The sequence below is a fragment of the Amycolatopsis marina genome (assembly GCF_900111885.1).
GTDB lineage: Bacteria > Actinomycetota > Actinomycetes > Mycobacteriales > Pseudonocardiaceae > Amycolatopsis > Amycolatopsis marina.
Genome location: NZ_FOKG01000016.1, coordinates 1 through 14,439 on the forward strand (window position 1 = coordinate 1; position 14,439 = coordinate 14,439).

Annotated in this window: 12 protein-coding genes; all 12 read right to left on the reverse strand. The window is 69.8% G+C overall.

Going from position 1 to position 14,439, the window contains the following annotated elements; translation table 11 throughout:
* Nucleotides 1-132: 132 nt before the first annotated feature.
* Entirely contained in the window at nt 133-1,407 is a 1,275-nt protein-coding gene (gene tyrS, locus BM199_RS23535) for a tyrosine--tRNA ligase (protein WP_091675504.1), read from the reverse strand.
* Between the two features lie 22 nt (nt 1,408-1,429).
* Nucleotides 1,430-2,068 carry a DNA-3-methyladenine glycosylase gene (locus BM199_RS23540; protein ID WP_091675781.1) on the reverse strand — a complete coding sequence of 213 codons (639 nt, stop codon included), beginning with the start codon at nt 2,066-2,068 and terminating at the stop codon, nt 1,430-1,432.
* Nucleotides 2,069-2,106: 38 nt separating this feature from the next.
* Complete coding sequence (argH, locus tag BM199_RS23545) at nt 2,107-3,525, reverse strand: argininosuccinate lyase (protein WP_091675784.1); 1,419 nt, start codon at nt 3,523-3,525, stop codon at nt 2,107-2,109.
* Between the two features lie 26 nt (nt 3,526-3,551).
* Complete coding sequence (locus BM199_RS23550) at nt 3,552-4,754, reverse strand: argininosuccinate synthase (RefSeq protein WP_091675505.1); 1,203 nt, start codon at nt 4,752-4,754, stop codon at nt 3,552-3,554.
* Nucleotides 4,744-5,265 carry an arginine repressor gene (locus tag BM199_RS23555; protein WP_091675506.1) on the reverse strand — a complete coding sequence of 174 codons (522 nt, stop codon included), beginning with the start codon at nt 5,263-5,265 and terminating at the stop codon, nt 4,744-4,746. Before BM199_RS23555 ends, BM199_RS23550 begins: the two co-directional genes overlap by 11 nt.
* Nucleotides 5,262-6,200, reverse strand: coding sequence for an ornithine carbamoyltransferase (gene argF / locus BM199_RS23560; RefSeq protein ID WP_091675507.1), 939 nt, complete (start codon nt 6,198-6,200; stop codon nt 5,262-5,264). The genes BM199_RS23555 and argF overlap by 4 nt, the downstream gene beginning before the upstream one ends.
* 13 nt (nt 6,201-6,213) lie before the next feature.
* Nucleotides 6,214-7,401 (reverse strand): acetylornithine transaminase, encoded by a 1,188-nt coding sequence (locus BM199_RS23565; RefSeq protein WP_091675509.1) that lies wholly within the window; start codon nt 7,399-7,401, stop codon nt 6,214-6,216.
* Nucleotides 7,398-8,333 carry an acetylglutamate kinase gene (gene argB / locus BM199_RS23570; protein WP_091675510.1) on the reverse strand — a complete coding sequence of 312 codons (936 nt, stop codon included), beginning with the start codon at nt 8,331-8,333 and terminating at the stop codon, nt 7,398-7,400. The genes BM199_RS23565 and argB overlap by 4 nt, the downstream gene beginning before the upstream one ends.
* A complete protein-coding gene (gene argJ, locus BM199_RS23575) occupies nt 8,330-9,481 on the reverse strand; it encodes a bifunctional glutamate N-acetyltransferase/amino-acid acetyltransferase ArgJ (RefSeq protein WP_091675512.1) in 1,152 nt (383 codons plus the stop codon). Before argJ ends, argB begins: the two co-directional genes overlap by 4 nt.
* Nucleotides 9,478-10,506, reverse strand: a complete 1,029-nt coding sequence (gene argC, locus BM199_RS23580; protein WP_091675514.1) for an N-acetyl-gamma-glutamyl-phosphate reductase — start codon at nt 10,504-10,506, stop codon at nt 9,478-9,480. Before argC ends, argJ begins: the two co-directional genes overlap by 4 nt.
* Before the next feature lie 105 nt (nt 10,507-10,611).
* Nucleotides 10,612-13,188: a phenylalanine--tRNA ligase subunit beta gene (gene pheT / locus BM199_RS23585; RefSeq protein ID WP_091675516.1), complete on the reverse strand. Its 2,577-nt coding sequence runs from the start codon at nt 13,186-13,188 to the stop codon at nt 10,612-10,614.
* Between the two features lie 147 nt (nt 13,189-13,335).
* Complete coding sequence (pheS, locus tag BM199_RS23590) at nt 13,336-14,403, reverse strand: phenylalanine--tRNA ligase subunit alpha (RefSeq protein WP_091675518.1); 1,068 nt, start codon at nt 14,401-14,403, stop codon at nt 13,336-13,338.
* Nucleotides 14,404-14,439 lie beyond the last annotated feature (36 nt).

A 14,439-nucleotide genomic window follows, 5' to 3' on the forward strand; every position in this document is an offset into this window, starting at 1 on the left:
GAAGCTCTCTCTCCCGCTCCGCCGACCCGGTCTCCCTGGCGACAAGAAGAAGATTACACACCCACCAACCCCCCAAAAACAGGGGGGTCCCTTAACGGCGAAACCGCAGGTCACCCCCTGTTTCGAGGCTGTTCACCCGAGCAGGCGCACCCCGGCGGTGTTCCGCTTGCCCCTGCGCACCACGAGCCAACCGTCGTGCAGCGCGTCGTCCTGCCCGGGGCGCCAGTTCTCGTCGGGCACCTTCACGTTGTTCACGTAGGCGCCGCCCTCCTTCACCGTGCGTCGGGCAGCGCCCTTGCTGTCCACGAGTCCCCCGGCGAGCAGAAGGTCGACGATCGTCGGTTCGGCGGACAGAGCCACCTCGCCGTTCGGCACCTCAGCCATGGCGGACTCGAGGGTGGTCGGTTCCAGTTCGGCGAGCTCGCCCCTGCCGAACAAGGCCTGGCTGGCAGCGATCACCTGCCGGGTCTGGTCCTCCCCGTGCACCAGGTCGGTCAGTTCCTTGGCCAGCGCCCGCTGCGCGAGCCGGGCCGCGGGTCGCTCCTGGGTTGCCGTCTCCAGTTCCGTCACCTCGTCACGGGACAGGAAGGTGAGCAGCCGGAGGCATTGGCCCACCTCTGCGTCACCGAGGTTGAGGAAGTACTGGTACCAGGCGTACGGCGAGGTCAGCTCCGGGTCGAGCCAGATGCTGCCGCCCCCGGTGGACTTGCCGATCTTGCGTCCCTCGGCGTCGGTGAGCAGTGGCGCGGTCAGCGCGTGCACGTGCTCGCCGTGCACCCGGCGGATCAGGTCCACGCCGGCGAGGATGTTGCCCCACTGGTCGGAGCCACCGATCTGCAGCCGCACCCCGTAGCGGTTGAAGAGTTCCCGGTAGTCATTCGCCTGCAGGAGCATGTAGCTGAACTCGGTGTAGGAGATGCCCTCGCCGTCGAGCCTGCGCTTCACGGTCTCCCTGGCCAGCATCGTGTTGACCGAGAAGTGCTTGCCCACATCCCGCAGGAACGCCGTGACCGGCATCCCGCCGAGCCAGTCGAGGTTGTTCACCTCGATCGGCGGAGCCGTGGGGTGGTCGAAGTCCACGAACTTGGCCAGCTGCCCGCGCAGCCGCCCTGCCCACTCCCGGACCGTGTCCTCGGAATGCAGCGACCGCTCACCGACATCTCGCGGGTCCCCGATCAGCCCGGTGCCGCCGCCGGCCAGCAGGACCGGCCGGTTTCCCGCGTCCTGGAACCGCCGCAGCAGGAGCATCTGCACCAGGTGCCCGGCGTGCAGGCTGGGTGCGGTGGGATCGAAACCGGCATACAGGGTGAGTGGCCCCTCGCCGAGATCGCGGCGGAGCGCGTCGAGATCGGTGGACTGCGCGATCAACCCGCGCCAGGACAGCTCGTCAAGGATGTTCTCGCTCACGCACCGATACTCCCGCAGGAGGTCAAACGACTTCCTCCCGGGGCCGTACCCGGCCACCCCTGCGGTAGGTCGATACGGCGGGTGAACCGTCGATCCAGAACCGCCACGGCACCTCGACCGCGGCCGCGACGCCGACCCGTGGTCCATTGCGGATCTGCGCGCGGGGCAGGGCCGGGGCCGCCAGCAGGCGCACCGGCGACTCGGGGTCGACAAGGTCCATCCCGTTGTGCTCCCGGCCAAGACCGAGCGCCGAGGTCAGGATCGCCGGTCCCCTGGCGACCGCACCACCGCCACGGGCGGTAGGCCGCCGCGCTCGCACCAGTTCGGCCCCGGACAGGACCTCGCCCGCACGCAGCAGGACCGCGCCGGGGACCCCGTCGGTCAGCCCGACGACATTGGCACAGAAATGCATGCCGTAGACGAAGTAGACATAGAGATGCCCGGCGGGCCCCCACATGACGTCGTTGCGCGGGGTGCGGCCGCGATAGCAGTGCGAGGCCGGGTCGTCCTGGCCGCGGTAGGCCTCGACCTCGGACAGCCGGATCCGCACGGTTCCCTGCTCGCTGCGCGACTCCAGTACCGAGCCGAGCAGCCGGTGCGCCAGGTCGATCGGATCGATCGCCAACTCGGCCCTGGTGAAGACCCTGTCGTGCTTGGTGATGGCGATCCGCTCCTCAACTGTATCCGGACAGCGACAGGTTACCCAGCTACCCAGGACCGGTGCTCCGTGAGCCGCCGCACCAGCCGTTCGCGCTGCTCCGCGACGCGCGCGGGCGCGGTCCCGCCGTGCGCGTCCCTGGAACCCACCGACCCGGCCACCGTCAGCACCTCCCGCACCTTCGGGGTAAGAGCGGGATGGATCGCGGCCAGTTCCTCGTCGGTGAGCTCGTCCAGGCCCACTCCGCGGGTCTCGGCGACCCGCACGCTCTCCCCCGCGGCCTCGTGTGCGACCCGGAACGGGACACCGGCGCGCACCAGCCACTCGGCGATGTCGGTGGCCAGGGTGAACCCAGCCGGGGCCAGCTCGGCGAGACGGTCGGTGTGGAACGTCAGCGTGCCGATCATCCCGGCGATCGCGGGGAAGAGGAGTTCGAGCTGCTCGACGGAGTCGAAGACCGGCTCCTTGTCCTCCTGCAGGTCCCGGTTGTACGCCAGCGGCTGCGCCTTCAGCGTGGCGAGCAGCCCGGTGAGGTTGCCGATCAGCCTGCCGGACTTGCCGCGCGTCAGCTCGGCGACATCCGGATTCTTCTTCTGCGGCATGATCGAGCTGCCCGTGGCCCACGCGTCGTCGAGGGTGACGTAGCCGAACTCGGCGGTGTTCCAGATGATCACCTCCTCCGCGATGCGGGAGAGGTTCACTCCCAGCATGGCGAGCGCGAAGGCGAACTCCGCCGCGAAGTCCCGTGCGGCCGTGCCGTCGATGGAGTTCTCCACCGAAGTCCCGAAGCCCAGCTCAGCGGCCACGGCGCGGGGGTCGAGGCCGAGCGAGGAACCTGCCAGCGCGCCGGAACCGTACGGCGACTCGTCGGTCCGCGCGTCCCAGTCCCGCAGCCTGCCGACGTCGCGCAGCAGCGACTGCGCGTGCGCGAGCAGGTGGTGCGCCAACAGCACCGGCTGGGCGTGCTGCAGGTGTGTCCTGCCGGGCAGCACCGCGTCCGGGTGTCTGCTCGCCTGGGCCACGAGCGCGTCGACGATGTCGAGGGTGCCCGCGACGACCCGGCGTGCGGCATCCCGCAACCACATCCGGAAGAGCGTGGCGACCTGGTCGTTGCGGGAGCGGCCCGCACGCAGCTTGCCGCCGAGTTCGGTGCCCGCCCGCTCCAGCAGGCCCCGCTCCAGCGCGGTGTGCACGTCCTCATCGGCCACGGTCGGGGTGAACGCACCCGAGGCGACGTCCGCGGCCAGCGCGTCCAGCGCGGCGAGCATGTCCGTCAGTTCGCGCTCGTCGAGCAGCCCCGCGGTGTGCAGCACGCGGGCATGCGCCCGGGAGCCCGCGATGTCGTAGGGCGCGAGACGCCAGTCGAAGTGCGTCGACGCGCTCAACGCGGCCATCGCCTCGGCCGGACCACTGCTGAACCGCCCACCCCACAACTGCACCGGCTGCTGTTCCTCGGACACGGTGTTGCTCATCCCTTCTATGTCGGTCAGCTCTTCTGGTCGCGCTTCGCGGCGATCTTGCTCGGCAGGCCCCACAGCTGGACGAAGCCCTTGGCCAGCGACTGGTCGAAGGTGTCGCCCTCGTCGTAGGTGGCGAGGTTGAAGTCGTACAGCGACCGCTCGCTGCGCCTGCCGTTGACCGTCGCCGTCCCGCCGTGCAGCACCATCCGGATCTCGCCGGACACGTGCGCCTGGGTCTTGGCGACGAACCCGTCCAGCGCCTCCTTCAGCGGCGAGAACCAGAGTCCGTCGTAGACCAGCTCGCCCCACCGCTGCTCGACCTGCCGCTTGAACCTGGCGAGGTCGCGCTCGAGGGTGACGTTCTCCAGTTCCTGGTGCGCGGTGATCAAGGCGATCGCTCCCGGCGCCTCGTAGACCTCGCGGCTCTTGATCCCGACAAGGCGGTCCTCGACCATGTCGAGCCTGCCGATGCCGTGTGCCCCGGCACGGCGGTTGAGCTGCTGGATCGCCTCGAGCACGGTCACCGTCTCGCCGTCGATCGCCACAGGAACGCCACGGTCGAAGGTGATCACCAGTTCGTCCGGCGCCTGCCAGTTGACGGTCGGGTCCTCGGTGTAGGAGTAGACGTCCTTCGTCGGCGCGTTCCACAGGTCCTCGAGGAACCCGGTCTCCACCGCACGACCCCACACGTTCTGGTCGACGGAGAACGGCGACTTCTTGGTGACGTCGATCGGCAGGTTCCGCTCCTCGGCGTAGGCGATCGCCTTCTCCCTCGTCCAGGCGAAGTCGCGGACCGGGGCGATGACCTTCAGGTCCGGCACGAGTGCGCCGAGGCCGACCTCGAACCGCACCTGGTCGTTGCCCTTGCCGGTGCAGCCGTGCGCCACGGTGGTCGCGCCGTGGTACTTCGCCGCCTCCGCGAGGTGCTTGACGATGACCGGGCGGGACAGCGCCGAGACCAGCGGGTAGCGGTCCATGTAGAGAGCGTTGGCCTGCAACGCGGGCAGACAGTACTGGTCGGCGAACTCGTCGCGCGCGTCGGCGACGACGGCCTCCACGGCGCCACAGTCGAGGGCACGCCGGCGGATGGTCTCCAGGTCCTCGCCACCCTGGCCGAGGTCGACGGCCACGGCCACGACCTCCGCGCCGGTCTCCTCAGCGATCCAGCCGATCCCGACCGAGGTGTCCAGCCCGCCCGAATAGGCGAGCACGATCCGCTCAGTGCTCATTGTCCTGCTCCTTGAGCTCTTCCGCGTCCTCGGTGGCCGACCGCTGCGCGAGCGCGGCGAATCGCTCGGCCAGGTCCCTGCCGGTGAGCGGTTCCCTGGCGATGACCGCGACCGTGTCGTCCCCCGCGATCGAACCGACGACCTCTTCCAGCGCCGCCCGGTCGATCGCACTGGCCAGGAACTGCGCCGCACCGGGCGGTGTTCGCAGCACCGTGAGATTTCCGGACGCGTCGGCCGAGACCAGCAGCTCGGCGAGCAGCCTCGACAACCGGGACGTGCCGCCCTGCACACCGCGCACCGGGCTGCCGTCCTCCGGGATGACGTAGACCGGCGCCCCGGAGTCCGCGCCGCGCAACTTGACCGCACCGAGCTCGTCCAGATCCCGCGACAGCGTGGCCTGCGTGACCTCGATTCCCTCTGCGGCGAGCAGCCGGGCCAGTTCGGTCTGGCTCCGAATGGCCATTGTGGACACCAGCTCGACGATCCGCGCCTGTCTCGACGTCCTGCTCATCGTCGAACCTCTTCGCCGCTCTGGGCGAAGAGCCATACCAGCAGCGCCTTCTGCGCGTGCAGCCGGTTCTCCGCCTCGTCCCAGACCGCGCTGGCGGGTCCGTCGAGCACCTCGTCGGTGATCTCCCACCCTCGGTGCGCGGGGAGACAGTGCAGCACGATCGCGCCGGGAGCAGCGCGGTCGAGCAGCGCGGAGTTCACCTGCAGTGCCCGGAAGGGACCAACACGGTCCTTGCCGTCGTTCTCCTGACCCATCGAGGTCCAGGTGTCGGTGACCAGCACGTCCGCGCCGTCCACTGCGGCGTGCGGGTCGGTGAAGACCGACACGCTACCCCCGGTGTCCTTCGCCCTGTGCTTCGCGTCCAGCATCACCTGCTGGTCCGGCTGGAAACCCTCCGGTGCCACCACCCGAACGTGCATTCCGGCGGTGGTCCCGCCCAGCAGCAGGGAGTGCGCCATGTTGTTGGCGCCATCGCCGAGGTAGACCATGGTCAGCCCGGCGAGCTTGCCCTTGCGCTCCCGGATGGTCTGCAGATCCGTCAGGACCTGGCAGGGGTGGAACTCGTCGGTGAGCGCGTTGATGACCGGGATCCGGGACACCGAGGCCATGGCGTCCATCCGCTTCTGCGCGAAGGTCCGCCACACCACGGCGTCCACGTACCTGGAGAGCACCCGTGAGGTGTCCTCGATGGTCTCCTCCCTGCCCAGCTGCATCGAGCGACCGTCCACAATGATCGATTGGGCACCGAGCTGGGCGATGCCCACCTCGAACGAGAGCCGGGTCCTGGTGGAGTTCTTCTCGAAGATCGCGGCGACCGACCGGCCGCGCAGCGGGGTGCTGCCCAGCCGGTCCTTCTTGAGTTCGTCGGCGAGGTCGAGTACCTCACGCTGTTCGTCGGGAGTCAGGTCGTCGTCGCGCAGGAAGTGGCGGGGCATCGCAGAACAGTCCTTAGGTGGTGGTGGTGTCGAGCGCGGCGGGCAGAGCTGCCAGAAACCCCGCGGCCTGCTCGTCGGTGAGGATCAGTGGGGGCGCCAACCGGATCGTGTCCGGCGCGATGGCGTTGATCAGGTAGCCCGCGGTCTGAGCTGCGGCGGCCACGGTTGGGGCGACCGGCTCACGCAGCGAGACACCGAGCAGCAGTCCGGCACCCCGCACACCGGCGATCAGGGGGTGCGCGAGTTCCTCGATGCCGCGCGCGATGTCCTTGCCGAGCGCGGCGACGTGGTCGTTGAGCCCATCGGCCGCGATCGTCCGCAGCACCGCGAGTCCGGCCGCGCAGCAGACCGGGTTACCGCCGAACGTCGTGCCGTGGTGGCCGGGCCGGAGCAGATCGCCGGCGGGGCCGACACCGATCACCGCGCCGAGCGGCAGACCGCCGCCGAGTCCCTTGGCCAGGGTGATCACGTCCGGGGTTATTCCCGCGCGGTGGAAGGCGAACCACGCACCGGTCCTGCCGACGCCGGTCTGCACCTCGTCGAGCACGAGCAGAGTGCCCGTCCTGCGGGTGATCTCCCTCGCTGCCTGCAGGTACCCGTCGGGGGCAGGTACCACGCCACCCTCGCCGAGTACCGGCTCCAGCACGACCGCCGCGGTCTCGGTGTCGGTGACGGCCTCCAGCGCGGCGATGTCGCCGAAGGGCACATGGGTGATGCCCGGAACCAGGGGTGCGAAGGGCTCCTTCTTCGCCGGCTGGCCCGTCAGCGACAGAGCGCCCATGGTCCGGCCGTGGAATGCGCCCTCACATGCCACGATCTTCGTCCTGCCGGTCAGCCTGCTGATCTTGAGCGCGGCCTCGTTCGCCTCGGCGCCGGAGTTCACGAACAGGACCTTGCCGCTCACACCCGCCACGTCGAGCAGGGTCTCGGCCAGCTCCAGTCCGACCGGATTGGCATAGAGGTTCGAGGCGTGCGCTAGCTTGCCGATCTGCTCGGTGACCGCGGCGACCACCGCGGGGTGACCGTGCCCGAGAGCGTTGACCGCGATTCCGCCGACCAGGTCGAGGTACTCGGTGCCGTCGGCATCCCACACCCGCGCACCCTCGCCGCGAACCAGGGTGAGCTGCGGGGTGCCGTAGTTGTCCATCAGGACCGACTGCCACTGCCGCTGACCGTCCTGATTGGAGTTGACGTCCGTCATACCTGCCCCTGTCCTGATCCGTTCTCGTCCGGAAGCACCATCGTGCCGATGCCCTGTGAGGTGAAGACCTCCAGCAGCACCGAGTGCGCCAGCCTGCCGTCGATCACGTGTGCCCTGCGGACGCCACCGCGGATGGCCCGGACACAGGCCTCCATCTTCGGGATCATGCCGCTGGCGAGTTCGGGCAGCATTTGCTCGAGCCGGTCCACCCTGATCCGGTCCACCAGCGACGAGCGGTCCGGCCAGTTGGCGTAGAGCCCCTCGACGTCGGTGAGTACCACCAGCTTCTCCGCGCCGAGCGCCGCGGCCAGCGCGCCGGCGGCGGTGTCGGCGTTCACGTTGTGCACGACGCCGTCGGAGTCCGGGGCGACCGTGGACACCACCGGGATACGGCCCGCGTTGACGATGTCCAGCACCGCCTCCGGGTTAACCCCGGCGACCTCGCCGACGAGTCCGATGTCGACCGCTTCACCGTCCACTGTGGCCAACTTGCGCCGGGCGGTGAACAGGCGCGCGTCCTCACCGGAGATACCGACGGCGTAGGGACCGTGCGTGTTGATCAACCCGACCAGTTCCCTGCTGACCTGGCCGACGAGCACCATCCGCACGATGTCCATCGTCTCCGGCGTGGTGACCCGCAGGCCGCCCCGGAACTCACCCTCGATGCCGAGGCGGTCCAGCATCGAGGTGATCTGTGGTCCCCCGCCGTGCACCACCACCGGCCGCAGGCCTGCCAGCCGCAGGAACACCATGTCCTGGGCGAACGCCTGCTTGAGCGTGTCGTCGATCATGGCGTTGCCGCCGTATTTGACCACGACTGTGGCGCCGTGGAAGCGCTGCAGCCACGGTAGCGCCTCGATGAGCACTCCGGCCTTTTCTGCCGCGGTGGCCAGTCGTTCCGCAGGTGGGATCGTCGCTTCGGAAGGCGTCATGTCGAGTACACCGAGTTCTCGTGAACGTAGGCGTGGGTGAGGTCGTTGGTCCAGATGGTGGCGGTGTGTTCGCCTGCCTTGAGATCCACGACCACATGCACGTCGCGGGGCGTCAGGTCAACGTCGGACGAGGGCTCGCCGGGCTGGCCGTCGCGGCAGACACGGACGCCGTTGAACGACACGTCCAACCGCATCGGGTCGAACTCCGCAGCGGTGGTGCCCGCGGCGGCGAGAATGCGGCCCCAGTTCGGGTCCTTGCCGAACACCGCGCACTTGAACAGGTTGCTCCTGGCGATCGCCCTGCCGACCTCGACGGCGTCGTCTTCCGCGGCGGCGCCGCGGACCTCGATGGAGATGTCGTGCTCGGCGCCCTCGGCGTCGGCGAGCAGTTGCCGGGCGAGGTCTCGGCACACCGCCTGCACCGCCGCGCCGAACTCGTCGGCGGCGGGAGCCACTTCCGAGGCGCCGTTGCACAGCAGCAACACCGTGTCGTTGGTCGACATGCAGCCGTCGGAGTCCAGGCGGTCGAAGGTGGTCCGGGTGGCGGCCCGCAGCGCACCGTCCGCCGTGGCCGCGTCCACGTCGGCGTCCGTGGTGAGCACCACGAGCATGGTGGCCAGCGCGGGCGCGAGCATGCCCGCCCCCTTGGCGATCCCGCCGACGCTCCAGCCGTCGCCGTGCTCGACGGCCTGCTTGCTGTGCATGTCGGTGGTCATGATCGCCTCGGCGGCGTCACCACCGCCGTCCGGGGACAGCGCGGCCACCGCTTCGGTGATGCCGGCGGTCAGCGCGTCCGTCCGCAACTGCTCGCCGATGAGCCCGGTCGAGCACACCGCCACGTCGATCGCGCCGAGGCCGAGCGCGGCAGCGACCTGCTCGGCCGCGGAGTGCGTGGCCTGGAAACCCTGCGGGCCCGTGTAGCAGTTCGCGCCGCCGGAGTTGAGCACCACGGCACGGGCACGGCCGTCGGCGAGTGCCTGCTCGCTCCACAGCACCGGGTTGGCCTTGCAGCGGTTCGCGGTGAACACGGCGGCCGCGACATCGGCGGGTCCGTCGTTGACCACGAGGGCGACGTCGAGCGCGCCCTCCGCCTTCAGTCCGGCGGCCACACCGGACGCGCGGAAACCACGGGGGACGGTGACGGTCACGGCGCGACCCCGACCGCGGAGAGGCCCGTGGTCTCGGCGAACCCGAGTGCCAGGTTCATCGACTGCACCGCACCGCCCGCCGTTCCCTTTGTCAGGTTGTCGATGGCGGCCACCGCGACCAGTCGTCCCGCGTCGATATCGACACCGACCTGGAGCTGAACGGCGTTGGAGCCAACCGTCGCCGCGGTGGCAGGCCACTCGCCCTCCGGCAAGAGGTGGACGAACGGCTCATCGGCATAGGCCTTCGCATACACGGCCCGTACCGCGTGCTCGTCCACGCCGTCGGCCAACCGCGCGCTCGCGGTGGTGAGAATGCCGCGCGGCATCGGGGCAAGGACGGGAGTGAAGGAAACCGTCACCGGAGCACCGGCCACGGCGCCGAGGTTCTGGGCGAACTCAGGGGTGTGGCGGTGCGCCCCAGCCACGCCGTACGCCCGTGCCGACCCCATGACCTCGGAACCGAGGAGGTTGGTTTTCAGGCTGCGGCCCGCCCCGGAACTGCCGGTCACCGAGACGATGCTGACCGCGGGCTCGACCAGGCCTTCGGCGAGCGCGGGGGCCAGTGCGAGGGTGCCGCCGGTGGGAAAGCACCCGGGCACGGCGATCCGGTTCGCCCCCCGGAGCCGGTCGCGGGCACCCGGTAGCTCCGGCAGCCCGTACGGCCAGGAACCCGCGTGCTCGCCGCCATACCACCGCGTCCAGTCGGCGGCCTCGGTCAGCCGGTGGTCGGCCCCGAGGTCGACCACCAGCACGTCCGGTCCGAGCTGCGCGGCGATCTCAGCGGAATGCCCGTGTGGGAGCGCGAGGAATACGACGTCGTGCCCGGCCAGTGTCTCGGCCGTGGTGTCGAGCAGCACGCGGTCGGCCAGTGGAACGAGGTGCGGCTGATGCTGCCCCAGCCGGGTGCCCGCACTGCTCGCCGCGGTCAGCGCGCCGATCTCCACCTCGGGGTGGGTCAGCAGCAGCCGCAGAAGTTCACCGCCCGCGTAACCACTTGCCCCGGATACAGCTACCGATACCGTCATACGAATAATTATGCATCCGAACGCAAGCTCAATCAATCCGAATGACAACGCCCCCGGGTGACTCTCGTCATCCCGGGGGCGCCGAATACCGCTCTGGTCGTTCGGTCAGCTCCGCAATTCGGCGCCGAACCGTTCGGCCGCGGCGGCCACCGCCGCATCGCGGGCCTCGGTGGCCTCCTCCACGGTGAGTGTCCGATCAGGAGCGCGGAAGCGCAGCTTGTACGCCAGCGAACGCTTGCCCTCGCCCAGCTGGTCACCGCTGTAGTCGTCGAACAGCGTCACGTCCTCGATCAGTTCACCGGCACCACGGCGCAATGCCGCGGCCAGTTCGGCCGACGGCACCTTGGTGTCGACGACAAGAGCGACGTCCAGCAGCACGGGTGGGTAGGTCGAGATCGACGGGGCGGGACGGCTCTCCGGCTGCGGAATGGCGTCCAGGTCGAGCTCCATGGCCACTGTGCGGGCGGGCAGACCGAGTGCCTCGACGACCTTGGGGTGCAACTCCCCCGCATGTCCCACGGGCCAGTCGCCGACCAGCAGTTCGGCGCAACGACCGGGGTGCCACGGGAGCAGGTCACCCGCCTGTACCCGCAACTCCACTCCGGCGGCCTCGGCGACGGTGCGGGCGGCCTGGACCGCGTCGGCCCAGCACGCCTGCTCGCCGGAACCCCACCAGCCGGACCTCGTCCGCTGCCCGGCCAGCACCACCGCGACGTGCAGCGGTTGCGCCGGAACCGAGGCCTCCAGTGCGGCGAGCTCGGAGTCGGTCGGCCTGCGGTCCACCCCGAGGTCCGGCACCGGGATCCGCTTGGCGCCCGGCAGCACCACCTGGCCGATGTTGAACAGCGCGAGGTCCCGGAACCCGCGGGAGGCGTTGCGCTGCAACGACTCCAGCAGGCCCGGCAACAACGAGGTCGCAAGTTGGTTCTTGTCCGACTCGAGCGGGTTGAGCAACGACAGCCCGCGCCGCCGGACGTCGTCCTCCGGCAGCCCGAAGTCGTCCCAGGTGGACGGGGACACGAACGGGAACGGCAGTACTTCCACGTAGCCGGACTCCGCGAGTGCCCTCGACACGGTCCTGCGCCTGCGCTGCTTCTCGGTGAGGCCACGACCGGCGGGCGCCGCGGGGACGACCGAGGGAATGCTGTCGTAGCCCTCGAGGCGCAGCACCTCCTCGACCAGGTCCGCCTGCTGCACCAGGTCGTTGCGCCAGCTCGGCGGAACGGCGGTGACCAGGGCGGTCCCGTCGTCGCCCGTGCCCACGGTGATCTTGCAACCGATCTGGCTCAGCCTGCGCGCGGTCACGCCACGCTCGTACCGGACGCCCGCGACCTGGTCCGGCAGGCTGATCGGCATCGTCACCGCGGCGTGCGGCGCGACGTCGCCGACGTCGGTGCGGCCGGGCTGGATGCTGCCGTCGCCGTACTGCCGCAGCAGCCGCGCGGCAAGCTCGACCGCCGAGGCGCAGAGCTGCGGATCGGTGAACCGCTCGAACCGTTTCGCCGCCTCGGAGAACAACCGGTGCCTGCGTGCGGTCCGGCTGATCGACGCCGGATCCCAGTGCGCCGCCTCGAGCAGCACGTCCGTGCTCTCGGTGGAGATCTCGGTTCCGGCGCCGCCCATGGTGCCTGCCAGCGAGGCGACCCCGCTGTCGTCGGCGATGACGACGTCGTCCGGGTCCAGTTCCCGCACGACGTCGTCCAGAGTGGTCAGCTTCTCGCCGGGCTTCGCCCTGCGCACGACCAGCTCGCCCCGCACCGAGCCGGTGTCCCAGGCGTGCAGCGGGTGCCCGAGTTCGAGCATCACGTAGTTGGTGACGTCGACCGCGAGCGAGATCGACCGGATGCCGGCGAGCAACAGCCTGCGGTGCATCCACCACGGGGTCGGCGCACCGGCGTCCAGCCCGGTGACGCGGCGCACCACGAACCGGCTGCAGCCGGACGGGTCCTCGATCCGGACCGGCCAGGCCTCGCCCTCGGCCTCCGGAATCTCGATGGCCTTGCCGTCTGCCGGATCACCGAACGGCACGTCCAGTGCGCAGGCCAGTTCCCTGGCCAGTCCGCGGATGGACAGCGCGTAACCGCGGTCAGGAGTCGGCACCAGTTCCAGCACCGTGTCGTCGAGGCCGAGTACCTCGCGACCGTCGTCGCCGGGGCTCGCGGCACCGGTCGGCAGTACCAGGATGCCGGCGTGGTCGTCCCCAAGCCCGAGCTCCCGGGCCGAGCAGATCATGCCCTCACTGACCCGGCCGTACGTCTTGCGTGTGGCGATCTCGAATCCACCTGGCAGCACGGCACCGGGCAGCGCGACGACGACCAGGTCACCCTCGGCGAAGTTGGTGGCGCCGCAGACGATGCCCTGAGTTGGCGGGCCCGGAGCGGAGGTGTCCTCGTCGCCGTCGTTCTGGTCGGTGGGCGCCGTGGTTTCGCCGGAATCGCCTGGTTCGTCCGACTCCGGGATATCCCCGACCTCGACCCGGCAGTACCGGATCGGCTTCTTGAACCCGGTCAGCTCCTCGATCTCGACGACCCTGCCGACCACCAGCGGTCCGGTGACCTCACCGAGCGGATGGACGCCGTCGACCTCGATGCCGATCCGCACGAAGGCGTCGGCCAACTGCTGGGGCGTCACCGGTTCGCTCAGACCGAGATGCTCGGTCAACCAGCTAGCGGGGACTCGCACTGCTCAGGCCTCCTTAATCTGCGGGACACCCGCACCCGGTCGGCACCCACGACCAGCTTCGCCATGATTGTTCATGCGTGCCTCCGTAATCTGCGGGACACCCGCACCCGGTCGGCCTGACCGAGCGGCTTCGCGATGGTCGCTCACTCAGGCCTCCGTTCCGAAGGGGAGGGTGAACCTGATGTCGCCCTCCACCATGTCGCGCATGTCCGGGATCCCGTTGCGGAACTGCAGCGTGCGCTCCAGCCCCATGCCGAACGCGAAGCCCGAGTAGACGGCCGGGTCGACGCCACAGGCCCGCAGGACGTTGGGGTTGACCATCCCGCAGCCGCCCCACTCGACCCAGCCTGGTCCGCCCTTCTTCTCCGGGAACCAGACGTCGACCTCGGCCGAGGGCTCGGTGAACGGAAAGAAGTGCGGCCGGAAGCGGGTTCCGGACCCCTCGCCGAACATCGCCTTGGCGAAGGTGTCCAAAGTGCCCTTCAGATGGGCCATGGTCAGTCCCTTGTCCACGGCGAGGCCCTCGACCTGGTGGAACACCGGGGTGTGGGTCGAGTCCAGCTCGTCCGTGCGGAACGTGCGGCCCGGCACGACGACGTAGACGGGCAGCTCCCGTTCGAGCAACGTCCGCGCCTGCACCGGGGACGTGTGGGTGCGCAGCACCAGCCCGGAATCCTCGGGGCCCACGTAGAAGGTGTCCTGCATCTGCCGGGCAGGGTGGTCCTTGCCGAAGTTCAGTGCGTCGAAGTTGAACCACTCCGCCTCGACCTCGGGCCCCTCGGCGACCTCATATCCCATGGCGACGAACGCATCGGCAACCCGCTCGGAGATCGTCGTGATGGGATGTCTGGCTCCACGGGGGATGCGATTCCACGGCAGCGTGACGTCGACTGCCTCCTCGCGCAGCACGTGCTCGTCCCGCTCGGCCTGCAGCACGGCCCGGCGTTCGTCGAACGCGGCCTGGATCGCCTGACGCGCCTCGTTGACCCGCTTGCCCGCGTCGGCCTTCTCGGCCTTGGGCAGACCGCCGATCTCCCGCCGTGCGAGTAGCAGCGGAGAGTTGTCGCCGAGATGGGCTGGCTTGATCGCGGCAAGTGCGTCCAGGTCCGGCGCCGAGGCGAACTCCTCCTTGGCCGCTTTTGCGGCGGCCTGAAGGGTTTCCGGCGCGAGAACGTCAGCCGGACCCGGCTCTTGCTTGTCGTTGACTCCGGACATAACTCCTCGGCGTCCGCTGTGACAGGGGCTCGCGTG

Coding starts and splice junctions, on each gene's coding strand:
- BM199_RS23550 (WP_091675505.1), bottom strand. CDS start 4,754: ATGAGCACTGAGCGGATCGTGCTCGCCTATTCGGGCGGGCTGGACACC.
- BM199_RS23555 (WP_091675506.1), bottom strand. CDS start 5,265: ATGAGCAGGACGTCGAGACAGGCGCGGATCGTCGAGCTGGTGTCCACA.
- argF (WP_091675507.1), bottom strand. CDS start 6,200: ATGCCCCGCCACTTCCTGCGCGACGACGACCTGACTCCCGACGAACAG.
- BM199_RS23565 (WP_091675509.1), bottom strand. CDS start 7,401: ATGACGGACGTCAACTCCAATCAGGACGGTCAGCGGCAGTGGCAGTCG.
- argB (WP_091675510.1), bottom strand. CDS start 8,333: ATGACGCCTTCCGAAGCGACGATCCCACCTGCGGAACGACTGGCCACC.
- argC (WP_091675514.1), bottom strand. CDS start 10,506: ATGACGGTATCGGTAGCTGTATCCGGGGCAAGTGGTTACGCGGGCGGT.
- pheS (WP_091675518.1), bottom strand. CDS start 14,403: ATGTCCGGAGTCAACGACAAGCAAGAGCCGGGTCCGGCTGACGTTCTC.